Origin of the sequence: Palleronia pelagia (assembly GCF_900110115.1) — a bacterium.
Classification (GTDB): domain Bacteria; phylum Pseudomonadota; class Alphaproteobacteria; order Rhodobacterales; family Rhodobacteraceae; genus Palleronia; species Palleronia pelagia.
The window spans coordinates 1-21,343 of the sequence record NZ_FOCM01000011.1 but is presented as its reverse complement, the minus strand read 5'-3'; the positions used below and the strand labels follow the sequence as shown (position 1 = coordinate 21,343).

At 65.7% G+C, this 21,343-nt stretch carries 22 protein-coding genes; 12 read left to right on the top strand and 10 right to left on the bottom strand.

Annotation, left to right across the window (positions count from 1 at the left end):
• Position 1 precedes the first annotated feature (1 nt).
• The 5 genes from BMX96_RS17465 (at position 2) to hemA (ending at position 3,897) form a co-directional block, all read left to right on the top strand.
• Complete coding sequence (locus tag BMX96_RS17465; protein ID WP_175481783.1) at positions 2-307, top strand: c-type cytochrome; 306 nt, start codon at positions 2-4, stop codon at positions 305-307.
• A gap of 33 nt (positions 308-340) precedes the next feature.
• The gene (locus BMX96_RS17460) at positions 341-1,615 is read left to right on the top strand and encodes an NAD(P)/FAD-dependent oxidoreductase (RefSeq protein ID WP_091846648.1); all 1,275 of its coding nucleotides are present in this window, start codon (positions 341-343) and stop codon (positions 1,613-1,615) included.
• 77 nt (positions 1,616-1,692) lie between these two features.
• On the top strand, positions 1,693-2,151 hold the full coding sequence (locus BMX96_RS17455; RefSeq protein WP_091846647.1) for a DsrE family protein: 459 nt from the start codon (positions 1,693-1,695) through the stop codon (positions 2,149-2,151).
• Between the two features lie 91 nt (positions 2,152-2,242).
• Positions 2,243-2,677 carry a DUF302 domain-containing protein gene (locus tag BMX96_RS17450; RefSeq protein WP_091846646.1) on the top strand — a complete coding sequence of 145 codons (435 nt, stop codon included), beginning with the start codon at positions 2,243-2,245 and terminating at the stop codon, positions 2,675-2,677.
• Positions 2,674-3,897, top strand: a complete 1,224-nt coding sequence (hemA, locus tag BMX96_RS17445; protein ID WP_091846645.1) for a 5-aminolevulinate synthase — start codon at positions 2,674-2,676, stop codon at positions 3,895-3,897. The genes BMX96_RS17450 and hemA overlap by 4 nt, the downstream gene beginning before the upstream one ends.
• Before the next feature lie 3 nt (positions 3,898-3,900).
• Here the strand turns inward: hemA and BMX96_RS17440 are convergent, their stop codons facing one another.
• The 7 genes from BMX96_RS17440 to BMX96_RS17410 all read right to left on the bottom strand — a co-directional run bounded on the left by BMX96_RS17440 (position 3,901) and on the right by BMX96_RS17410 (position 10,339).
• Positions 3,901-4,809 carry an MBL fold metallo-hydrolase gene (locus tag BMX96_RS17440; RefSeq protein WP_091846644.1) on the bottom strand — a complete coding sequence of 303 codons (909 nt, stop codon included), beginning with the start codon at positions 4,807-4,809 and terminating at the stop codon, positions 3,901-3,903.
• 262 nt (positions 4,810-5,071) lie between these two features.
• Positions 5,072-6,004 (bottom strand): branched-chain amino acid ABC transporter permease, encoded by a 933-nt coding sequence (locus BMX96_RS17435; RefSeq protein ID WP_091846699.1) that lies wholly within the window; start codon positions 6,002-6,004, stop codon positions 5,072-5,074.
• Positions 6,005-6,074: 70 nt separating this feature from the next.
• Entirely contained in the window at positions 6,075-6,962 is an 888-nt protein-coding gene (locus BMX96_RS17430) for a branched-chain amino acid ABC transporter permease (protein ID WP_091846643.1), read from the bottom strand.
• A 4-nt stretch (positions 6,963-6,966) separates the two neighbouring features.
• Positions 6,967-7,671, bottom strand: a complete 705-nt coding sequence (locus BMX96_RS17425; RefSeq protein ID WP_091846642.1) for an ABC transporter ATP-binding protein — start codon at positions 7,669-7,671, stop codon at positions 6,967-6,969.
• Positions 7,664-8,452 carry an ABC transporter ATP-binding protein gene (locus BMX96_RS17420; RefSeq protein ID WP_091846641.1) on the bottom strand — a complete coding sequence of 263 codons (789 nt, stop codon included), beginning with the start codon at positions 8,450-8,452 and terminating at the stop codon, positions 7,664-7,666. The genes BMX96_RS17425 and BMX96_RS17420 overlap by 8 nt, the downstream gene beginning before the upstream one ends.
• On the bottom strand, positions 8,449-9,048 hold the full coding sequence (locus BMX96_RS17415; RefSeq protein WP_175481782.1) for a glutathione S-transferase N-terminal domain-containing protein: 600 nt from the start codon (positions 9,046-9,048) through the stop codon (positions 8,449-8,451). Before BMX96_RS17415 ends, BMX96_RS17420 begins: the two co-directional genes overlap by 4 nt.
• An 85-nt stretch (positions 9,049-9,133) precedes the next feature.
• Complete coding sequence (locus BMX96_RS17410; RefSeq protein WP_091846639.1) at positions 9,134-10,339, bottom strand: ABC transporter substrate-binding protein; 1,206 nt, start codon at positions 10,337-10,339, stop codon at positions 9,134-9,136.
• Between the two features lie 432 nt (positions 10,340-10,771).
• On the opposite strand from BMX96_RS17410, the gene citF reads away from it, so the two are divergent.
• Together citF and BMX96_RS17400 are read left to right on the top strand one after the other, a co-directional pair.
• Entirely contained in the window at positions 10,772-12,268 is a 1,497-nt protein-coding gene (citF, locus tag BMX96_RS17405) for a citrate lyase subunit alpha (RefSeq protein WP_091846698.1), read from the top strand.
• Positions 12,269-12,275: 7 nt separating this feature from the next.
• The gene (locus tag BMX96_RS17400; protein ID WP_091846638.1) at positions 12,276-13,772 is read left to right on the top strand and encodes a fumarate hydratase; all 1,497 of its coding nucleotides are present in this window, start codon (positions 12,276-12,278) and stop codon (positions 13,770-13,772) included.
• A gap of 2 nt (positions 13,773-13,774) precedes the next feature.
• Here BMX96_RS17400 and BMX96_RS17395 read toward each other — a convergent pair whose 3' ends face one another.
• The 3 genes from BMX96_RS17395 to BMX96_RS17385 are packed head-to-tail and all read right to left on the bottom strand — an operon-like array spanning position 13,775 to position 15,955.
• Positions 13,775-14,578 carry an HpcH/HpaI aldolase/citrate lyase family protein gene (locus tag BMX96_RS17395; protein WP_091846637.1) on the bottom strand — a complete coding sequence of 268 codons (804 nt, stop codon included), beginning with the start codon at positions 14,576-14,578 and terminating at the stop codon, positions 13,775-13,777.
• The gene (locus BMX96_RS17390) at positions 14,578-15,003 is read right to left on the bottom strand and encodes an ester cyclase (protein WP_175481781.1); all 426 of its coding nucleotides are present in this window, start codon (positions 15,001-15,003) and stop codon (positions 14,578-14,580) included. Before BMX96_RS17390 ends, BMX96_RS17395 begins: the two co-directional genes overlap by 1 nt.
• Positions 15,004-15,028: 25 nt before the next feature.
• On the bottom strand, positions 15,029-15,955 hold the full coding sequence (locus BMX96_RS17385; protein ID WP_091846635.1) for a glutathione S-transferase family protein: 927 nt from the start codon (positions 15,953-15,955) through the stop codon (positions 15,029-15,031).
• Between the two features lie 265 nt (positions 15,956-16,220).
• Here BMX96_RS17385 and BMX96_RS17380 point away from each other — a divergent pair, with 265 nt between their 5' ends.
• From BMX96_RS17380 to BMX96_RS17360, 5 genes are all read left to right on the top strand, one after another.
• On the top strand, positions 16,221-17,099 hold the full coding sequence (locus BMX96_RS17380) for a LysR family transcriptional regulator (protein ID WP_330220655.1): 879 nt from the start codon (positions 16,221-16,223) through the stop codon (positions 17,097-17,099).
• Positions 17,100-17,207: 108 nt separating this feature from the next.
• Positions 17,208-18,005: an SDR family NAD(P)-dependent oxidoreductase gene (locus BMX96_RS17375; protein ID WP_091846634.1), complete on the top strand. Its 798-nt coding sequence runs from the start codon at positions 17,208-17,210 to the stop codon at positions 18,003-18,005.
• A gap of 30 nt (positions 18,006-18,035) precedes the next feature.
• A complete protein-coding gene (locus BMX96_RS17370; protein WP_091846633.1) occupies positions 18,036-19,484 on the top strand; it encodes an aldehyde dehydrogenase family protein in 1,449 nt (482 codons plus the stop codon).
• A 191-nt stretch (positions 19,485-19,675) separates the two neighbouring features.
• Entirely contained in the window at positions 19,676-20,971 is a 1,296-nt protein-coding gene (locus BMX96_RS17365) for an ABC transporter substrate-binding protein (protein WP_091846632.1), read from the top strand.
• A gap of 119 nt (positions 20,972-21,090) precedes the next feature.
• Positions 21,091-21,343: transposase (locus tag BMX96_RS17360; RefSeq protein WP_175481780.1), on the top strand; the 253-nt coding region annotated here is incomplete at its 3' end.

Genomic DNA, 21,343 nt, shown 5'->3' with positions numbered 1-21,343 from the left:
GATGATGCTGGCATTGGTGTGCGCGACCGGCGTGTCGGCCGAGGACGTGGCGCCGATCGATGCCCTGCTCGAGATCGAGGGCGACGTGGCCTACGGCGAATACCTCGCGACCGAATGCACGGCCTGCCACGGCGGGGGCGGGCGGATCCCGCCCCTTGCGGGACTGCCGCGCGAATACATGCTTTCGGCGCTGCACGACTACAAGTCTGGCGTGCGCGAGAACGCCACCATGAAGAACGTCGCCATGGCGCTGGGCGATGACGAAATGGCGGCCCTGGCCGCATTTTTCGAGACGGAGACACCGTAGATTCATCGCCAAGGCTTTTGGGAGGAAGCACGTATGACACTGAACAGAAGACATTTCATGGGCACCGGCGCGGCGCTGGCCGCGGCGCTGTCGGCCCCGATGGTGATGGGCCAATCCCGTCCACGCGTGGTCGTCGTTGGAGGCGGAGCCGGCGGCGCCACCGCCGCGCGTTATATCGCGAAGGACAGCAACGGTGCCATCGATGTCACCCTGATCGAGCCATCGCGCACCTACTACACCTGTTGGTTCTCGAACCTCTATCTCGGCGGCGTGCGGACGTTCGACAGCCTCGGCCATACCTATGGCGCTTTGGCGGCTGATGGCATCAACGTCGTGCATGACTACGCCGTAGGCGTCGACCGCGACGCAAAGACCGTGTCGCTCGCAGGCGGTGGCAGCTTGCCCTACGACCGGCTGATCCTGTCGCCCGGCATAGACTTCAAGGACGGCGCCATGCCCGGCTGGGATGTCTCCGCTCAAAACGCCATGCCCCACGCCTACAAGGGCGGTAGCCAGACCCAGCTGCTGAAGGCGCAGCTCGAGGCGATGCCCGAGGGCGGCCGCTTCATCATGGTGGCCCCGCCGAACCCCTATCGCTGCCCGCCCGGCCCCTACGAGCGGGTGTCGATGGTTGCCAACTATTTCAAGTACAACAACCCGACCGCCAGCATCCTGATTGTTGATCTGAAGGAAAAGTTCAGCAAGCAGGCGCTGTTCGAGGAAGGCTGGCAGCGGCACTATTCCGGCATGATCGAACGGCTCGGCCCCGATTTCGGCGGCGCGAATGTCAGCGTGAACCCGGCCGAAATGACGGTGGATATCGACGGCGCGGTGGAGAAGGGCGACGTGGTGAACGTCATTCCGGCCATGCAGGCGGGCCGTATCGTGCACCAAGCGGGCCTGACCGAGGGCGACTGGGCGCCGGTGAACGCCGCGGACATGAGCTCGAAGATGGATGCCGACATTCATATCCTCGGCGATGCATCGGCGCAGGGCGACATGCCCAAATCCGGCTTCTCCGCCAACAGCCAGGCCAAGGTTGCGGCGATGGCCGTGCGCGGTGCGCTGACCGACAGCCGCGTTTTCCCGGCCAAGTACTCGAACACATGCTGGTCGCTCATCCACGCGGTCGATCAGCCCGATGGCGTGAAGGTCGGTGCGAATTACGAGGCGACAGAAGAAAAGATCGCCTCGACCGGCGGGTTCATCAGCCAGCCGGGCGAGGATGTCGGTTTGCGCGCGGATACCTATCGCGAAAGCCTCGCCTGGTACGACGCGATTACGTCGGACATGTTCGGGGCCGCCTGAGCTCATCCAAACGATCCCGTCCGGCGGCCTGGTCGCTGGACGGATCTTCGACGTCTGAAAATCGAAGGAGGAACAAGATGCGTGGATTGCTTTTCGGACTGGCCGCGGCGCTTGCCGTGGTCTTGGGGGGGCTGACCGCCGGCGCCCAGACCAGCGACCGTTACGGCGAGCAGCGGGTCGTGTATCACGTCAACTTCCCCGGGGGCGAAGGGAACCGCGCATACAAGGGATCGCTCCGCAACCTGAAGAACCACATGGATGCGGTGGGCGACGCCAATCTGGGTGCGGTTATCGTGGTGCACGGCAACGGCATCGGTCTGGTGCAGGAGGCAAACAGCGATCTGGACCTTCAGAACCAGCTTCTGGGCCTCAAGTCGCGCGGCGTCGAGGTTCGGGTCTGCAACAACACTCTGGTGGGCCTCGACATCGACCCCGTTTCGCTGTTCGAGGTCTATGACGAAGACATCGTGCCCTCGGGCGTTGCTGAACTGTCGTACCTGCAGCAGCAGGGCTATACCTACATCCGCACGCACTGAGGCGCGAAATGGCCGCTGGATTGAGCCCGATCAATGCGCGGCCCGGCGCAGTCCGGGATCCTGAGGTCAGACCATCACGAGGAGAACCACCATGTCCGTCCGCCACACCCTCTGGATCGCCTTGATCGCCCTGACGCCAGGCCTTTCAGCCGCGCAGGATGTCGTGACCTACGATTACGGCGGCAGTTTCGATGATGCGACCTTCGGGGTGGAAAACGCCATCGTGAACCGCGGGCTGGTCGTGGATTACGTCAGTCACGTGGGCGATATGCTGAACCGCACGCGCGAGGACGTGGGCGGCGACCAGATCTTTTCCGCGGCGGACATCTACATCTTCTGTTCGGCCGTCATCAGCCGCGAGGTGATGGAGGCCGATCCGATGAACATCGCCTTTTGCCCCTACGGTGTCTTCGCGGCCGAGCGGGACGGGCAGGTGATGATCGGCTACCGGACCTATCCCGACGGTCCGATGGACCAGGTCGAGACACTGCTGGACGACATCGCGCGCGAGGCCGCCGGGCAATGAACTACGACGCCGCCTTCACGGCCGCGCTGGACGACCTGCGCGACGAGGGAAACTATCGTACCTTCGCCGAGCTCGAGCGGCATCGCGGCGCGTTCCCGCGCGCGACCCGCCACGGCCACGATGGCGCGGACGAGGTCACGGTCTGGTGTTCGAACGACTACCTCGGCATGGGCCAGCATCCAGAGGTGCTGTCCGCCATGCACGCCGCCATCGATGGAGCGGGCGCGGGAGCGGGGGGGACACGCAACATCTCGGGCAACACCAGATACCACGCCGAGCTCGAGGCCGAGCTTGCGGACCTGCACGGCAAACCCGCCGCGCTGGTCTTCACCTCGGGCTATGTCGCCAATTGGGCGACGCTGGGGACGCTGGCGGCAAGGTTGCCGGGCTGCATCGTGCTGTCGGATGCCAAGAACCACGCCAGCATGATCGAGGGCATCCGTCACTCCGGCGCCGAGAAGCGGATCTGGGCGCATAACGAACTGGCCGATCTCGAAGCGCAGCTGGCGGCGGTTCCGCACGGCCGGCCCAAGATCGTGGCCTTCGAGAGCGTCTATTCCATGGATGGCGACATCGCCCCGATCGCCGAAATCTGCGACTTGGCCGAACGCTACGGCGCGCTGACCTACCTGGACGAGGTGCACGCGGTTGGCCTTTACGGTCCCCGGGGCGCGGGCATCGCCGAGGCGCGCGGCCTGATGCACCGGGTCGACGTGATCGAGGGTACGCTTGGCAAGGCCTTCGGCGTCATGGGCGGCTATATCGCGGCCTCGGCCCCGCTGGTGGATTTCGTCCGCAGCTTTGCCAGCGGGTTCATCTTCACCACCGCGCTGCCTCCGTCTGTGGCCGCCGGCGCGCTGGCGGCGATCCGGCATCTGAAGACTTCGGCTGCCGAGCGCGCGGGGCAACAGGCCCGGGTGGCCGAACTGCGCTCGCGGCTTGATGCCATCGGCGTGCCGCATTTGAAGAACTGCAGCCACATCGTCCCCGTCATGGTCGGCGACCCGGTCAAATGCCGCTATATCTCGGATCTGCTGCTGGACGAGTTCGGTATCTACATCCAGCCGATCAACTATCCCACCGTGCCGCGGGGGACCGAGCGGTTGCGCATCACGCCGTCGCCCGTCCACACCGACGCCGACATGGACCGGCTGGTGGCGGCGCTGGGTGAGCTGTGGGCGCGTTGTCAGCTGGCCCGCCGACCCATGGCCGCCCAGTAGCGCTCAGGCGGGCGACCACGCGTAGGCGTCGCCGTCGCGGATGATCCGGCCCAGCCCGTCACCGGGCAGATGGAAGCCCACCGACAGCGTTTCCGCTTCGGCGATACGCTGAAGAAGCGCGATGCGCGTCGCGGCCCCTGTCTCGGGGTCCTGATCGGCGGGCGCGTGCCATTCAGGGCGCCGCAATGCAACATGGCCATTGCCGATGGCGTCGCCGATCAACAGAACGCGCCCGGTCTCGCCGGTGACCTCGAACGACATGTGTCCCGGCGTATGGCCCGGCGTCGCGATCGCGGTCACACCGGGCAGAACGGTATCGCCGCCCCTAAACGTCTCGATCCGCCCTTTGCGCAGGCCGAGACGGCGCGATGCTCCCGCGGCGAAACTCTGCCGTTCGGGCGCGATGGTCTCCAGCGTGTCGGGATCGGTCCAGTAGGCCAGTTCCTCTTCGCCCATCAGGTGGGTGGCATTCGGAAAGAACGGCTCGTCGAAATCGTCGAGCACCCCCCAAAGGTGATCGGGATGCCCGTGGGTAAATATCACGTGGGTGATCTCGTCGGGCGAGACGCCGGCCGCGCCAAGCGCCTCGGGCAGCTTGCCGGCGGTCGGCATGAAGCTCGGACCGGAGCCCGCGTCGAACAGCACCAGGGCGTCGCCACGTCGGAACAGCGTCAGGTTGCAAGGGGGTTCGAGCCCGCCCGCCGCCGCATTCGCGGCGGATAGCACCGCGTCGACCTGATCGGTCGCAAGATCGCCGTATAGGAAGCTTTCGGGAAGCACCAGGTGACCGTCGCTGAGCGTCATGATTTCGGCCGATCCGATGTCCGCCTGCGCCGAAGCCCATGCGCGACACGCATGATTGGAGGCAATGGATGCCGTGGCGCTGACGATGAACTGGCGTCTGGTGATCATTCCGAAACCTCCCTGCAATACACATTCTTATTTCTGCATGGAAAGGTGCCAGTGTCACGGGATTTCGGCCATCCACCGGGGTTCGCGCGCGCAAAACGTGGATGCTGTATTCACGCGGGAAGGATCGGCCTGGTTCTCCGCGCTTCCGGGTGGGGCCCAGGCCTTGGGGGCTGGATGCGGACCGTTGCGGTCAGGCCGAAGAGTTTCGGCACGAGACTGATCCTCGCCGAATACCTGGCTTGTGCGCGCCGGGCAGGTTGGATCACTCCTTGGCGCCTGGATCGCGCCGTGTCTGCCGCAGGTACTGACCTAGCGTTCCGACGATGCCCTTGCGGAACAGCATCACGCAGATAACGAAAATGGCGCCCATGATGACAGAGACCGGAAAGCCGGTCGTGGCGAACATGTTCTGGATCGCGACGATCACGCCCGCGCCGACGATGGGGCCGAGCACGGTGCCCACACCGCCCAGCAAGGTCATCAGGATGACTTCGCCGGACATGTGCCAGGCCACGTCGTTCAGTGTCGCGATCTGGAACACCAGCGCCTTGGTCGAACCGGCCAGCCCCGTCAGCGCGGCCGACATCACGAAGGCCCCCAGCTTGTAGCGATCCACGCGGTAGCCAAGCGAAATCGCCCGCGCCTCGTTCTCGCGGATGGCTTTCAGCACCTGCCCGAAGGGCGAGTGGACGATGCGCCAGATCACCGCCATGCCCACCAGGAACACCGCGCAGACAAGGCCGTACATGGCCATGGTCTCGCCCAGATCGATCATCCCCAGCAGCCTGCCGCGCGGGACGTTCTGGATGCCGTCCTCGGCATGGGTGAAGGGCGCGCGCAGGAACAGGAAATAAGCCATCTGCGAAAGCGCCAGGGTGGTCATCGCGAAATAGATGCCTTGCCGCCGGATCGCCACGATGCCCATGGCTGCCCCCATGGCGGCGGCGCAGATCGTGCCGAACAGGATCGCGGTCAGCGGCTCCAGCCCCCAGACCTTGGCCGCGTGGGCGGTGGCATAGGCCGCGCCGCCGAAGAAGGTGGCGTGCCCGAAGCTGAGCAGGCCGGTATAGCCCAGAAGCATGTTGAAGGCCGAGGCGAACAGCGCGAAGCACAGCAGCTTCATCACGAAGATCGGGTAGGCGACGAAGGGCGCCACCACCATCAGCCCCAGCAGGACGGCGATGGCCACGGGCATCTTCCAATCGATGCTCCGGCCCGCGCCGCGATCGGCGAAATCCGTGTTGTCGGTAATGCTCATCTCAGCCTCACACGGTTTTGCCGAACAGGCCGCTCGGCCGGAAGAAGAGGACGATCGCCATGATGACGAAGACGACGATGTTTGACGCCTCGGGATAGATCACCTTGGTTAGCCCCTCGGCGAGCCCCAGCAGGAAGCCCGACACGATGGCCCCGCCGATGGATCCCATGCCGCCGATCACCACCACGGCGAAGACGACGATGACGATGTTCGATCCCATCAGCGGGCTGACCTGAAACACCGGCGCAGCCATGACCCCCGCGAAGGCCGCGAGGAACGCGCCGAAGGCATAGGTCGCGGTCAGCAGCAGCGGCACGTTCACCCCGAACGCCTCGACCAGCGGGCGGTTCTCGGTCGCCGCGCGCAGGAGCGCGCCCAGTTTCGTGCGCTCGATCAGAGCCCATGTGGCGAGACAGACGATCAGCGACACCACGATCACGAACGCGCGGTAATGCGGCATGATCATGAAACCGAGGTTCGATGCCCCCGACAGGGCGGCCGGCGCCGAGAAATTCTGTCCCGCGACACCGAACTGGTACTGGGCAAGCCCCTCGACGATCAGGGCGACCCCGAAGGTCAGAAGCAGGCCGTAGAGCGGATCGAGTCCCTGCAGATGGGTCAGCAGGCCCCGTTCGATCACCGCGGCGAAGGCGGCGACCACCAGCGGGGCCACCACCAGCAACAGCCAGAACGGCAAGCCCAGCCATTCGCCCAGCAGGAAGGCCACGAAAGCGCCCAGCATGTAAAGCGCGCCATGGGCGAAGTTGATGATGCGCAAAAGCCCGAAGATGATGGCCAGCCCCAGCGACAGAAGCGCGTAGAACGCCCCGTTGAACAGCCCGATCAGAAGCTGTCCGGCGAGGACGGGCAGGGCGATTCCGAATACGGTCATCATGATGTCAGACCCCCACGACTTCGGTGATGGCGCTGGCGTGAGCGTCGAACTCGTCGCGGGCGAAACTGCCCGCGATCTGCCCGTTCTCGATCAGGAAGAACCTGTCGGCCAGCGACTTGGCGAAATGGAAATTCTGCTCGACCAGCAGCATGGTCATGCCGCTGTCCTTCAATGCGCGCAGCATCTCGGCGATGCGCTGCACGATGACCGGAGCGAGGCCCTCGGTCGGCTCGTCCAGAAGCAGAAGCTTCGAGCCCGTGCGCAAGACGCGGGCGATGGCCAGCATCTGCTGCTCGCCGCCCGACAGCGTCCCGCCGCCGGCGCGGCCGCGCTCCTTCAGGTTCGGGAAGAACCGGTAGATGTCGTCGTCGCGCATCCCGTCCGGGCCGGTCTGCGGCAGCAGGCGCAGGTTTTCGGTCACGCTGAGCGAGTGGAAGATGCCGCGCTCCTCAGGCACGAAGCCGAGACCCTCATAGGCGACGCGGTGGCGCGGCACGCCCATGATATCGCGCCCCGAAAAGCGGATCTGCCCTTCGCGCCGTGACAGCAGGTTCATGATGGCCCGCAGGGTGGTAGTCTTGCCCGCGCCGTTGCGCCCGATCAGCGCGACGGTCTCGCCCGCCTGCACCGACAGCGACACGCCGTGCAACACGTGGCTTTCGCCGTACCAGCCGTGCAGGTCTTTGACGTCCAGAAGCGGCTCAGTCATGGCCGGCCCCCATATAGCTTTCGCGCACTTCTTGGCTGGCGCGGATCTCGTCGAAGCTGCCCTCGGCCAGCACCGCGCCGCGGGCGAGCACGGTGACGCGGTCACAAAGATCCTCGACCACGTCGAGGTTGTGTTCGACCATGATGATGGTCCGCCCCTCACCCGAGCGGCGGATCAGGTCGGCGATCGTGCCGATATCGGCCGAGGCCATCCCCGCCATGGGCTCGTCCAGCAGCATCACCTGCGGATCGAGCGCCAGCGTCGTCGCCAGTTCCAGCGCACGCTTTCGGCCATAGGACACCTCGGAGGCGAGACGCCCGGCCAGGTCGCTCAGCCCGACCTTGTCGAGCAGCGCGTCGACCTCGCCGTTCAGCGCGTTAAGGCGGCGCTCGGGCAGCCAGAACTGCCGGTCGAGCCCGTGCTTGTGCTGCAGCGCGACGCGAACGTTGTCGCGCAGGCTCAGGTGCGGGAACACGGCGGAGATCTGGAACGACCGCACCATGCCCTGTCGCACGACTTCCTCGGGCTTGAAGCGCGTGATGTCGGTGCCGCCCAGCGTGATGGTGCCGCTGGTGGGCGGAATGAACTTGGTCAGCAGGCCGAACAGCGTTGACTTGCCAGCGCCGTTGGGGCCGATCAGGGCGTGGATCGTGCCCTCGGCCACTTCAAGCGTCACGTCGTCTATCGCCTGGAAATCTCCGAAACGCTTGGACAATCCTCGCGCCGATAGGGCCGCGCGCGCCGCGACTGGCTGTTGCAGCGTGCGGTCGTGGGCGGTCATGACGGGATGGTTTCGCTGACCGAACGATGTTCGTGGGCCCGCTCGATCCACGCGTCGAGCCTGGGGATCTCGGGGCGCCAGTCGCTGTCGGGGAAGCGGAAATCCATGTATTGCACGGCGTCCACGACCAGAAGCTCGGCGAGGCCGAGCCGGTTTTCGGACAGCCGGTCCACCAGCGCCTCGATGCGGCCGAGGCCGACGATCATGGCGTCGCGGCGGCGCTGGGCGACGGGGTGGGTCCTGTCGAATTCGTCCACCCCCAGATCGTCCGAGAACAGCTTGCGGCCCGTCATCATGTAGACGGCGGCCTCGATCACGCCGAAGGCCAGGCCGCAGATCTCGTAATCGTGGGAGGTGTTGCTTTTCAGGTGCGAGCCTTCGGGCGCGATGTCGGCGGCATACATGGCGATGACCATGGCCTCGGTCAGCACGGTCCCGTCATCCAGCTGCAGGCACGGCACGCGCTTGGAGGGATTCAGGGCGACCAGCTGTTCGGGGTCGGCCCAGGGGTTCAGCAGTTCGATCTCGTATTCCGCCTCGGCCTCGATCAGGGCCATATGCGCCAGCCGTGCGAAGGGCGATGTGGTGCTTTTCATCAGCTTCATGGAACAGTCCGCCTTGGCATTGGAAATGGGAAAGGCAGGGGCCGGACATGCCGGCCCCCGAGGTGGGGAGATGCGATTAGTTGGTGGCGTCGGCCGTCAGCGGGCAGCCGCTTTCGGCCGCCGAGAGGAACAGGCTGTCACCCGGGATGGTCGCCACGATCTCGTAGATGTCGGCGGGGCCGGTGGACTCGTCGGGCGTGTTCACCTCGGCCAGCAGCATGTCGTAGACGACGCGGCCATTCTCGCGGATCGACGCGTTCTGGTAGAAGCCGTCGCTCAGCGGCATTTCCTTCATCGTCGCGGTCACGGTATCGGCGTCGACGGTGCCGGCTTCCCGGACGGCGTTCAGGTAATGGGTCACCGCGCTGTAGGCGCCCGCGTGGCCCATGGTCGGAACCTCGCCGCCGTTCATCTCCATGATCCGCTCGCCGAAGGCACGGGTCTCATCGTTGAGATCCCAGTAGAACGAGGTCGCCATGCGGATGTTCTGCGCCTGCTCCAGCCCCAGCGCCTGCACGTTGTTGGCGAAGACCAGCATCGCGGCAAGATGGTCGGACAGGCCGAAATTGCCCGCCTGCTTGATCGTCGTCTCCAGATCGGTGCCCGCATTGGCCAGGCCGAAAACCTTGGCACCGGATCCTTGCGCGGACAGCAGGGCCGAGGCCATGTCGTTGGTGTTCAGCGGGTGCACCGTTTCACCCACGACCGAACCGCCGGCGGCCTCGACGGCCGCGGTGGCATCGGCGGCCAGGGCGTGCCCGAACACGTAGTCGGGCGTGATCAGGTACCAGCTGTCGCCGCCCTGTTCGACCACGGCACCGGCGACGCCGCGGGCCAGTTCCCGCGTCGTGGGCGCCCAGTGGAAGCTGTAGGGCGTGCACTGATCGCCCGAGAAGTTCGGCGCGTAGCCGCCCGAGACCAGGGTGATGACGCCTTCCTCACCGGCGCGGGCCTGGGCGGCGAGACCGACGGCAGAGGATCCGCCGAGCGTCATTGCGACCACGTTCTGCTCGTCGATGAACTGCTGCGCGAGCGCGGAGCCCACGTCGGGCTTGTTCTGGTGGTCGGCCGAGATCACCTCGATGGGGCGGCCCAGAACCTCGCCGCCAAAGTCTTCGACGGCCATTTCGACGGCGCGAAGCGTGTTCGGCCCGCCATTGCCGGAATAGATGCCGGTCATGTCGTCGAGCACCAGAAGGCGCAGCGGTTCGTCCTGCGCGAGGACGGGCGACATGGCGGTGGTGGCAAGCGCGACGGCGGCGAGCGTGGTCTTCAGGGTCATGGTCTCTCCCTTTCCGTGGGGTGCGCGGTCGGCTCAGCGGCCGCGGTGATGTCCTCCCGACGCTTCGGGTCCGGTCGGGACTCTGGCGTCTTGGCCTTCAGTATGGCGGGGAAGGCGGCGGTGGCGGAAATACGAAAGCCAGATTGAACCCATAGGTTTTGCGTATATCGAGTGCAGTTGATTGAAATTGATACGCGACACTTGGCTTTTACTGCGGCTTGCTCGGCAGCGTGCCGCGACAGATTCGGCGCAATCGAGCTGGTTTCCTTACGCCATTCCAGGGCCGCGGATTGCCAAGCGGGCGATGCGGACGGTTCCGGCACCGCTTATTGGGATGGCTAGAGGTGTATCCTATGGCATGCCCAAGATTATTCTATTTCCGCGCCTTCGGCCCCCATGGTCAGATGCCGCAAAACCATGGCAGGTGACACCATGCTCGACCGGCTCCATTTTCCCAGCCGCATTGACGGTCTCGGCAGCATCCGCATCGCGCAGCCGGCGGCCATCACGAAGACCGCGCGGCGGGGACACGAGCTGGTCGTGCCAGACCTTGCCGCAGCGATCCGGGCGCTGGGATTGGAGGACGGTGCCGTGCTGTCCTTCCACCATCACCTGCGAAACGGGGACGCCGTTCTGTGCGCCGTCGTCGACGCCTGCGCGCGGCTGGGCCTGCGGAACCTGCACGTCGCGGCGTCTTCGATCTTCCCGGTTCACGCTCCGCTGGTCCCGCACATGGAAACGGGTGTGGTCACCGGGCTGTGCACCAACTTCCTGTCGGGCCCCGTCGCGCAGGCCGTCTCGCGCGGTGCGCTGCAAAAGCCGGTTGTGCTGCGCACCCATGGCGGGCGGGCGCGGGCCATCGCGGCGGGCGAGCTGGTGATCGACGCGGCCTTCATCGCGGCCCCCAGCGCAGACGCCTTGGGCAATATCAGCGGAACGGAGGGCCCGCGCGCCTGTGGTGTGCTCGGGTATCCCCAGTGCGACGCGATCCACGCCCGCAAGGTCGTCGCCGTAACCGATACGCTGGCGGATTACCCGGTGCGCAATATCCAGATCGGGCAGGACCGGGTGGATCTCGTGGCCCTTGTCGACAGCCTCGGCGACCGGGAGGGCATTCTGTCCGGCACGACACGACCCAGCGAGAAGCCCGCCGACCTGGAAATCGCGCGCCTCGCGACCGAGGTGATCGACGCGTCCGGCCTGCTGGTGGACGGCTTCTCGCTGCAGAACGGGGCCGGCGGCGCGTCGCTGGCGACCGCAAAGGCTGTGGGCGAGAGGATGACCGAAAAGGGCGTAACCGGCGGGTTCGCCAGTGGTGGCATCACCGGATTTCACGTGGACATGCTGGAGGCCGGGCTGTTTCGAATCCTCATGAACGTGCAGTGCTTCGATCTTCGGGCGGTGGAAAGTTTCGGTCGCGACGATCGGCACCAGGGCATGTCGGCGTCCATGTATGCCAACCCGCACGATCGCGGGGCGGTGGTGGACCGGCTCGACGCCGTGGTTCTTGGCGCGACCGAGATCGACCTCGACTTCAACGTGAACGTCACGACCCAGTCCGACGGCACCATTGCCGGCGGCTCGGGGGGCCACGCCGACACGGCCGCTGGCGCGAAACTGGCCATTGTCACCTCAAAGCTGACCGCGGCGGGATTTCCGAAACTGGTCGACCGGGTGGGCACGTTGACCACGCCGGGGCCGACCGTGGACGTGCTGGTGACCGATCACGGCATCGCGGTGAACCCGGCGCGCCCGGATCTGCACGACCGGTTGGTGCATGCCGGGCTGGCCCCGAAAGCGATGGCCGAGCTGCACGCGCTGGCGCAGTCCCAGGCCGAACGTGCCCCGACCAGATCGGAAGACGCTGACATCGTCGCGGTCAGCGAATATCGTGACGGCGCCATTACCGATGTCATCCGCCGCACCTGAGGACCGAATGCCCCCGATCACCGAGGCCCACGTCACCGACAGCATCGCCGACGCGCTGCAATACGTCGCCTGCTATCACCCCGTCGACTTCATCGAGGCCATGTCCGACGCCTATGCGCGCGAGGAAAGCGCGGGCGCCCGCAATGCCATCGGCCAGATCCTGACCAATTCGCGGATGTGCGCGCTGGGCCGCCGTCCGATCTGCCAGGATACCGGCAGCGCGAATATCTTCGTCGAGGTGGGGGTCGAGGCCGTCACATCGTGGAAACGTCCCCTGCAGGACATCGTCGACGATGCCGTGCGTCGGGCTTACCTGCTGGACACCAATCCGCTCCGGGCCTCGGTCGTGCGCGACCCGTTCGGGATACGCAAGAACACCGGCGACAACACGCCGGCCATGCTGCATGTCGAGATGGTCGCCGGCGACAAGGTCGACATCACCGTGTCCGCCAAGGGCGGCGGGTCCGAGAACAAGACGAAATTCGCGGTGCTGAATCCCTCGGGCTCGGTGGCCGACTGGGTGGTGAACACGGTCGAGACGCTGGGCGCGGGCTGGTGCCCGCCGGGTATGCTGGGCATCGGCGTTGGCGGCAGCGTCGACAAGGCGATGGCCATGGCGAAGATGTCGTTGAACGATGCCATCGACATGCACGAGCTGCTGAAGCGCGGACCATCCGATCCGGTCGAGGAGCTGCGTCTGGAGATATACGAGCGGGTGAACGCGCTGGGCATCGGCGCGCAGGGGCTGGGCGGTCTGACCACGGTCCTTGACGTGAAGGTGCGCCACTTCCCGACCCATGCCGCGTCGCTTCCGGTCGCGCTGATCCCCAACTGCGCGGCCACGCGGCACGTGCATTTCCAGCTGGACGGCTCTGGCGCGGCAAGTTTCGATCCGCCGGATCTGAGCCTCTGGCCCGAAGTGACGCTTGACGCGGCGGCCGCCGACGCGCGGCGCATTGATCTCGACGCATTGGACGACGCGCTGCTGGCCTCGCTCAAGCCCGGCGACACGCTTCTGCTGTCGGGCACGCTCTACACGGGCCGCGACGCTGCCCATAAGCGCATGGTCGAAACGCTGGATCGTGGCGAAGATTTGCCGGTCGATCTGCGGGGCCGCGCGATTTACTACGTGGGTCCGGTCGATCCGGTGGGCGACGAGGTTATCGGCCCTGCCGGTCCCACCACGTCGACCCGGATGGACAAGTTCACCGATCGTGTGCTGGCAGATACGGGCCTGAAAGTGATGATCGGCAAGGCCGAGCGCGGACCGGAGGCCCTGAAGGCCATCGCCAGGCACGGGGCGGTCTACATGATCGCCGTGGGCGGCGCGGCGTACCTGGTGTCCAAGGCCATCCGCGAGGCCGAGCCGGTGGCCTACCAGGACCTTGGCATGGAAGCGATCTACAAGCTGCGGGTCGAGGATATGCCGGTGACGCTGGCCGTGGATAACGAAGGCAATTCGGTTCACGAGGCCGGTCCCAAGCTCTGGCGCCGCAGCGCCTGAGCTCAACCTCGGTCGCCCGCGCGCGCGAGAATCCGGCGCGCGGCGTCTTCCACCGGCTTGTCGATCATCTTGCCGTCCAGCGATAGCGCCCCCGAGCCGCCCGCCTCGATGGCCGCGATGACGCGCCGGGCCCATTCGACTTCATCGGAGGTTGGCGCGAAAGCCCGCGCCACCGGGCCAACTTGCGCCGGATGGATCAACAGCTTGCCGCCAAGGCCGAAGCGGCGGGCGTCGGTGGCCTCGCGCTCCAGCAAATCGGTGTCCTTCAGATCGACCGTCACGCTGTCGATGGGCGGCAGCGCCCCGGCGAGCCGCGATTGCATCACCAGGCGGGAACGGAAATACGCCAGCGCGTCCCAGTCGGTCGCGATCCCCAGATCCAGCGCAAAATCCAGGTGCCCGAACGCCGCGCGCGTGGCTCCGGGCACGGACAGGAGCGCCTTGGTCCGGTCAAGCCCGCGCGCGGTCTCGATCTGCGGGATCAGCTCCACGGGGCGCCCCACGGCAAGCCGCACACGGTCGAGCGTATCCGGGTTTTCGGTCTTGGGCACGACAATGGCGCCGGCCCGGGTCCATGCCAGCCACGCCAGGTCGTCGCTGAAACAGGGCGAGGCCGCGTCGTTGATGCGGATCGCGACCCGGTCCCAGTCGAGCTCGGCCCGCAGGATGGCATCGCGCGCTGACTGCTTGGCATCGGGCCGCACCGCGTCCTCGAGATCGAGGATCACGCAGTCCGCGCCCGAGGCCAGCGCTTTTGCGAACCTTTCGGGCCGGTCGCCCGGCACGAAAAGAAATGTCACATCCATCAGGCCGGGATCATGCCGATCTGCTGCTGAAGGCCCAGGTTGTCGATGGCGGGCCACTGCTCGGCGATCTTGCCGTCCTCCATCCGGAAGAAATCCAGCACCATCACGTCGAAGCGTTTGCCGCTGGCCGGGTGATCGCCGAAGGGCCCGGATTGCACGCCGCGGAATTGGAGGCGCACCAGCACCTTGTCGTCTTCTTCGATGATGTCCTGGATATCCAGCTCGACCTCGGAAAACGCGCCCAGCAGCACGTCGCCCAGTTTCAGCACGCCCTCGGGGCCCACGACCTCGAAGGGCAGGGTGGTGTCGTTACGGGTGTAGGTCTTGGCGACATTGGCTTCGAGCCAGTCGCGGTCTTGCGTCGCGAACGCCTTGAAGTAGTCGGCGGCGCGCTGCTTGTTCGGGGTGTTGGTCAGGTCTTTCATCTGCGTCTCCTCCAGAAAGGACGGGTCAGGCCGGCAGGGTTTCGAACCCGGCGCGGGGGAAGTGGATGTGAAGGGTGCCGGTCGCGTCGCCATCGACCGCGACGACGACTTCTTGCCCATTGGCGGCCACCAGCGTGCCGGTCACCGGGACGCGGGCGTTGTCGTCGGGTGTCACGGTGACGCGGGTGCCCTTGGCGATGCCGCTGGGGTCTTCGCCCTGCGGCAGATGCGCTTTGTCTGGCTCGGCCTCCTTGGCAGCCTCCAGCGCGGCCGACGTGCTAATCTCGGTCGAGTTGCCGTGGCCCACGGCCGCGACGCGATCCATCCAGCCGGTGATATCGCTGCCCAGGCCCAGCTGGCTGTCGATGATCTCGGCCCCCGCATTGGCGCGCAGCAGCCACAGGGAATGATAGCAGGTCAGGTCGGCCGCGCTGATCGTGTCGCCGGTCAGGAACGGTCCGTTCTGCGCCAGCATGGAGGACAGCCATTCCTTCACGGCCACCAATTGCTGCACATAGGCGGGCAGCATGGGCGCCATGCCCTCTTTCGAGATGTCGTAGCCCAGGTAATGATCCCGGCGGTCGTCCAGAAATTCCTGCGGCAGATGCTCGCCGATATGCGCGACCAGAACCCCGATGGCCGGTTTCCAGGTCGTCCGGTCCCACCAGAGCGACAGGGCCTTGGCGATGCCTTCACCCTGCGGGTAGAGCGTGGGCGCGGGTTTGATCCGCTCGAGCGCGCGGAAGATCACTTCGGTATCGCAGAACACATCGGCGCCGACCTGCAGCACCGGCAGGCGGCGGTAGCCCCCCGTAAGCGCGTCGAGATCAGGGCGCGGCGGCACGGCCTCGACGGTGACCGAGTGCCAGTCCAGACTCTTCACGCCCATGGCGAGCCGGATCTTTTCCGAGAATGGCGACAGGTCGTAGTGATGCAGGATGATGTCGGACACGGCGCCGGTCCCTCCTCGAATGGCGATGCTGAGGGTTCCTAGCACCGGGGCGGTCGGCGCGGGTAAGACGGCTTTCCGGTGGAGCCGATAGGGAAATCTTCTAGCGCTCTTCCCGATACGGAGTCGAACAGCCCCTTTCCAGCGACGTCGTGCGGCCTTAGGGTCCTCGTCGGGGAGGACGCTTGATCATGGATATCAAGCAATTACGCTACTTTATTGCCATCGCCGAAGAGGGTCGCTGTCGGCCGCGGCCCTGCGCGTATCGGTGGCCCAGCCGTCGCTGTCGCAGCACGTTCTCAGCCTCGAGCGGGAGCTTGGCGTGAAGCTGCTGGAGCGGTCGCCGCGGGGGGTATCGCTGACTGCGTCGGGCGAGGTCCTGCTCTCCCACGCGCAGCGCATCACGGACGCCCTGGAAGTCGCGGTCGAGGCGGTGCGCCAGTCGGGGTCGGAACCCATGGGCGAGGTTACATTCGGCCTGCCATCTTCGGTTTCGATGGTCCTTTCGGTGCCATTGGCCGAAACGGTGCGGCTCGAGCTGCCAAAGGTCCGGCTGCGCGCCATCGAGGCGATGAGCGGGTTCATCCAGACATGGCTCGAGGATCAGAGCATCGACCTCGGGTTGCTTTACGACATCTCGTCGGTTCGGCACCTGCATCACACCAAGCTGATGACCGAAGAGCTGTGTTTCTTCTCCGCCCCCGACGCTTGGCCGTTCGACACACCGCCCGGGACCGAGGTCAGATTGGCCGATCTGGCCGAGATCGACCTGATCCTGCCCTCGCAGCACCACGGCCTGCGAACCATGATCGACCGCTTCACCCGGTCGAGCGGCGTGGCGCTGACCGTAGGCACCGAAATGGACGCGCTGAGCCAGATCAAGATCATGGTGTCGCGCGGATCGGCGTTCACCATTCTCGCGCCCGCCGCCGCGCAGGATTTCCTGGAACGCGGCGAGCTGGTGATGGCGCCGATCATCGAGCCGAAGATGGTGCGCCCGATCTACCTGGTGCGCAATCCGGCCAAGCCCGTCACCAAGGCCAGCCGCGAGCTGGAACGCACCACGATGCTGGTCATTCGCGACCTGGTCGACCGCGGCATCTGGCGGGCCGACGACGCCGTGCTCGACGCGGCCACCGGCGCCTGAGCGCGGGTAGAGCCTGCGCCTATATTGATCAGAACGGATCGGTATTTGTGACCGGACCGCCCGGGTGACATCGTTTGGCAAACGAGCTCCAGGGCGAAGGACCGGATCATGGGCGAGAGACTGAAGGACAAGGTGGTTTTCATCACCGGTGCGGGTTCCATCGGGGAAGGGTGGGGCAACGGCAAGGCGGCCGCCGTCCAGTTCGCCCGCGAGGGCGCCAAGGTCTATGCGTCGGATATCAATCGAGAAGCGCTGGACGACGTCATTCAGATCATCCGCGATGAAGGCGGCACCGTCGAAGGGCGGATCTGCGACGTGTCGAAGGCCGCCGAAGTCGAGGCGACCGTACAGGCCTGCATGGACGCATTCGGCCGCATCGACGTGCTGCACAACAACGTGGGCGTCATCGACCCCGGCACGCCCGAGCAACTGACCGAGGAGCAGTGGGACCGGCTGATGGCGATTAACGTCAAGTCGATCTACCTGACCTGCCGTCACATCCTGCCGATCATGGTGAAGCAGGGTAAAGGCTCGATCATCAACGTGAGCTCGATCGCCTCGACCCACTCGCTGGGCTATCCCTGCATCAGCTACACGGCATCGAAAGGCGCGGTGAATGCCTTCACCCGCGACATCGCGCTGAACTACGGGCCCAAGGGAATCCGCTGCAACACGATCCTGCCGGGTCTGATGAACACGCCGCTGATCCATCAAAAAAACGTCGTTTCGGTCTACGGCTCGGCCGAGGAAATGGTGCGCCAGCGCGACGCGCTCGTGCCCATTGGCCATATGGGCGACGGTTGGGACGTGGCCCATGCGGCGGTGTTCCTGGCCTCGGACGAGGCCAAATCGATCACCGGCATCGAGCTGCCCATCGACGGCGGCATCACCCTGAAGATCAAGTGATCGCGACTCGCTATACAGACGAGGTATGACATGAACACGCAGACAAAGATTGACGCGGGCGAACTCGAGAAGCTCGACCATTGGATTGGCGGCAAGTCGGTCGCCGCGGCGGAGGACTATCTCGAGATCACGAACCCGATGACGGGCGCGCCCGGGCTGCTGGTGGCCTCGGGCGGAAAGTCCGAGGTCGACGCCGCGGTGCAGGCCGCGAGCGCGGCGGCCAAGGGCTGGCGCAAGATGGCGGCGGCCGAGCGCGGACGCCTGATGCTGGCCCTGGCCAACAAGATCCGCGAAAACTCCGAACTGCTGGCCGAAATGGAGCGCGCGGATACCGGCAAGCCCATGGCCGGCGCCCGCGCCGAGATCGAGGGCAGCGCCGCCTATTTCGAATTCTACGGTAGCCTTGTCTACCTGCCCACGGGCGACATCCTCGACGTTGCACCCGATCAGCACGTCTTCACCAAGCGCGAGCCCTACGGCATCGTCGGTGTCATCACGCCATGGAACCTGCCCATGAACCAGGCTGCGCGCGCGATTGCTCCCGCGCTCGTGGCGGGCAACGTCACCGTCGCGAAGCCGTCCGAGATTACCTCGCGCACGACGATCGCGCTCGCGCAGATGGCGACCGAGGTCGGCTTCCCGGATGGGGTCATCAACATCGTCCTTGGCACCGGCCAGGCGGTGGGCGAGGCCATCGTCAGCCACGACCGTATCCGCAAGGTCGCCTTCACCGGATCGGTGGGCGTGGGCCGCGCCATCGGCCGTATCGCCGCCGAACGGATCATCCCGCTGACGCTGGAGCTGGGCGGCAAGTCCGCCAACATCGTGTTCGAGGATGCCGACCAGGACATCGCCGCTGCCGAGGCCGTCAAGGGCTTCACCCTGAACGCGGGGCAGGTCTGCTCGGCCGGGACGCGGCTTCTGGTGCAGCGGTCGATCTACGACGCGTTCATGAAGAAGGTCGTGGCCGAGGCGCAGAAGGTGAAGCCGGGCGAGGGTCTGGGCCCGATCATCACCCCGGCGCAGTTCAAGCGCGTTCAGGAATACTTCGACGTGGCCGACAAGGACGGCGCCGAATGCCTGACCGGCGGCGCGGTCGCCACTGTCGAGGGGCACGAGAACGGCTTCTACATCCAGCCCACCGTCTATGGTCACGTCGACAATGACATGCGCATCGCCCAGGAAGAGATCTTCGGCCCGGTTCTGGTGGCCATTCCCTTCGACGACGAGGAAGACGCCATACGCATAACCAATGACAGCGACTACGGGCTGATCGGGACGCTCTGGACCCGTGACGTGTCGCGTGCGCTGCGGGTGGCGGACGAGATCGAGGTGGGCCAGGTCTTCGTCAACGTCTGGAACACCATGTCCGTGCAGACCCCGTTCGGGGGCCACAAGAACAGCGGCTACGGTCGTGAGAAGGGGATCGAGGCGATCGAGCATTACTCGCACGTGAAAAGTGTCTCGATAAAGATCTGACGATTGTCCGACAGGCTGACCAGGCGCGGGCGGCGTCGCTTCGGCGGCGCCGTCTTCGTCTGCGCTCTGCGGCGCGCTAGAGCGAGATCCTATGGCGCCCAACGGGTCTCGGTATTGGACGCAAGGTCACCCGACCCGTTTAATTCCCCAAAGCTCTCGCCATGCCGGCGAGTTTCTGGGGAGGACAGACCATGCTGAAGAGAACACTACTTGGCGCGACGATCCTTGCGGGCGCACTGGCCACCGCCGGCCAGGCGCAGGACAAGCCGGACGAGATCACCATCGGGGTTGCGACGTTCCTGACCGGCCCGGCATCGGTGTTCGGCGTGCCGGCCCGCGACGCGGCCGAGATGCTGGCCGAAGAGCTGAACGCGGCGGGCGGCATCGAAGGTGTCCCGGTCAGCGTCAACTTCATCGACGAGGGTGCTGGCGGCGAGGCCTTCACCGCCGAGTACCGCCGCCAGGTCGAGGAAGAGGGTGCAGACATAATGTTCTCGGGCATCTCGTCCGGAAACTGCATGCAGATCGCGCCGCTGGCCGAGGATCTCGAAGTCATCAACATAATGTGGGACTGCGGCACCCAGCGGGTATTCGAGGAGGGCGAGTACGATTACGTCTTCCGCACGCAGAGCCACGCCACCAGCGACATGCTGGCGCTGGTCCTGTACCTGCTGAAGACCAACCCCGATTTCCAGACCATCGCGGTGGTGAACCAGGATTACGCCTGGGGTCGCGACAGCTGGGAGATCTTCTCGACCGCGCTCAAGGCGATGAAGCCCGATGTCGAGGTCGTGGGCGAATTCTTCCCGGCCTTCGGTGCGCCCGACTTCTCGACCGAGATCTCGCGCCTGTCGGCCATGCGGCCGGACGTGATCCTGTCGACCTCGTGGGGCGGCGATCTGAACACCTTCGTCCAGCAGGCCGCGCAGCGGGGCCTGATGAACCAGAGCCAGTTCGTGCTGGGACTCGGCGAAAGCTCTCTCGAGGCGCTGGGATCGGCCCTGCCGGACGGTGTGATCATCGGCGGCCGCGGGGACCACTATTTCGACCATCCCGAGATGGTCGGCACGGAAGCCTTCGACGGCTTCGTCGCCGACTTCAAGGAGCGGACCGGCGCCTACCCGATCTATTCGGTGTTCCACATGGTCCAGGCCTTCGAGGCGCTGGAGGCGGCCTATTCCAAGGCCATTGAGGCGAACGGCGGGAACTGGCCGGACGAGCAGCAGCTGATCGCGGCCTACGAGGGGCTGGAGTTCCAGGGACTTGGCCGTCCCGTCACGATCCGCGCCGAGGACCACCAGGGTGTCGAGGCGCAGCTTGTCGGCACCACGGTCCAGAGCGGGGACTATTCCTTCGCCACGCTGACGGACATCATGATCTTCGACGGCGAGCAGATCATGACGCCGGTTGGCGAGAACTCGATCGACTGGGTCTCGTCGCTGACGCCGGACTTCGTTGATGAAGTCCAGCCCACGACCTTCGACTGAGACTGATCGACCGGGGCCCGGTCGTGTCGCGGAGGTGGTGGAAATTCGAGGGCGGCGTAATCTCCGGGTGAACTGACACCCACCCAACCGGCGGCGGCAACCGCCAGGGAGATCACGCCATGAACCAGATTACCGACACCGCGAGCTTTGCGCTACTGGCCGAAGAGGCCGGGTTCGATCTGATCGAAGAGCGGCTTCGAGCCAACGTGCGCGCGACCATCGAAGCCGTGTTCGAAGAGGAGCTGGCCAGCTTCCTCGGCCGGCTTCGCTACCGTCGTGGGGACGGCCCGGCAAAAGGCTATCGCCACGGTCACCGGAAGCGACAGCTCACCGGCACCTTTGGCACCGAGACGGTGCGGGTGCCGCGGGCCC

Bases quoted from the DNA above. Each gene is read 5' to 3' on its own strand.
- BMX96_RS17440 (WP_091846644.1), bottom strand. From the start codon at position 4,809: ATGATCACCAGACGCCAGTTCATCGTCAGCGCCACGGCATCCATTGCC.
- BMX96_RS17430 (WP_091846643.1), bottom strand. From the start codon at position 6,962: ATGATGACCGTATTCGGAATCGCCCTGCCCGTCCTCGCCGGACAGCTT.
- BMX96_RS17415 (WP_175481782.1), bottom strand. From the start codon at position 9,048: ATGAAAAGCACCACATCGCCCTTCGCACGGCTGGCGCATATGGCCCTG.
- BMX96_RS17395 (WP_091846637.1), bottom strand. From the start codon at position 14,578: ATGGATGTGACATTTCTTTTCGTGCCGGGCGACCGGCCCGAAAGGTTC.
- BMX96_RS17370 (WP_091846633.1), top strand. From the start codon at position 18,036: ATGAACACGCAGACAAAGATTGACGCGGGCGAACTCGAGAAGCTCGAC.
- BMX96_RS17465 (WP_175481783.1), top strand. From the start codon at position 2: ATGATGCTGGCATTGGTGTGCGCGACCGGCGTGTCGGCCGAGGACGTG.
- BMX96_RS17420 (WP_091846641.1), bottom strand. From the start codon at position 8,452: ATGACCGCCCACGACCGCACGCTGCAACAGCCAGTCGCGGCGCGCGCG.
- BMX96_RS17455 (WP_091846647.1), top strand. From the start codon at position 1,693: ATGCGTGGATTGCTTTTCGGACTGGCCGCGGCGCTTGCCGTGGTCTTG.
- BMX96_RS17365 (WP_091846632.1), top strand. From the start codon at position 19,676: ATGCTGAAGAGAACACTACTTGGCGCGACGATCCTTGCGGGCGCACTG.
- citF (WP_091846698.1), top strand. From the start codon at position 10,772: ATGCTCGACCGGCTCCATTTTCCCAGCCGCATTGACGGTCTCGGCAGC.
- BMX96_RS17460 (WP_091846648.1), top strand. From the start codon at position 341: ATGACACTGAACAGAAGACATTTCATGGGCACCGGCGCGGCGCTGGCC.
- BMX96_RS17375 (WP_091846634.1), top strand. From the start codon at position 17,208: ATGGGCGAGAGACTGAAGGACAAGGTGGTTTTCATCACCGGTGCGGGT.
- BMX96_RS17390 (WP_175481781.1), bottom strand. From the start codon at position 15,003: ATGAAAGACCTGACCAACACCCCGAACAAGCAGCGCGCCGCCGACTAC.
- BMX96_RS17400 (WP_091846638.1), top strand. From the start codon at position 12,276: ATGCCCCCGATCACCGAGGCCCACGTCACCGACAGCATCGCCGACGCG.
- BMX96_RS17450 (WP_091846646.1), top strand. From the start codon at position 2,243: ATGTCCGTCCGCCACACCCTCTGGATCGCCTTGATCGCCCTGACGCCA.
- BMX96_RS17410 (WP_091846639.1), bottom strand. From the start codon at position 10,339: ATGACCCTGAAGACCACGCTCGCCGCCGTCGCGCTTGCCACCACCGCC.
- BMX96_RS17425 (WP_091846642.1), bottom strand. From the start codon at position 7,671: ATGACTGAGCCGCTTCTGGACGTCAAAGACCTGCACGGCTGGTACGGC.
- BMX96_RS17435 (WP_091846699.1), bottom strand. From the start codon at position 6,004: ATGCCCGTGGCCATCGCCGTCCTGCTGGGGCTGATGGTGGTGGCGCCC.
- hemA (WP_091846645.1), top strand. From the start codon at position 2,674: ATGAACTACGACGCCGCCTTCACGGCCGCGCTGGACGACCTGCGCGAC.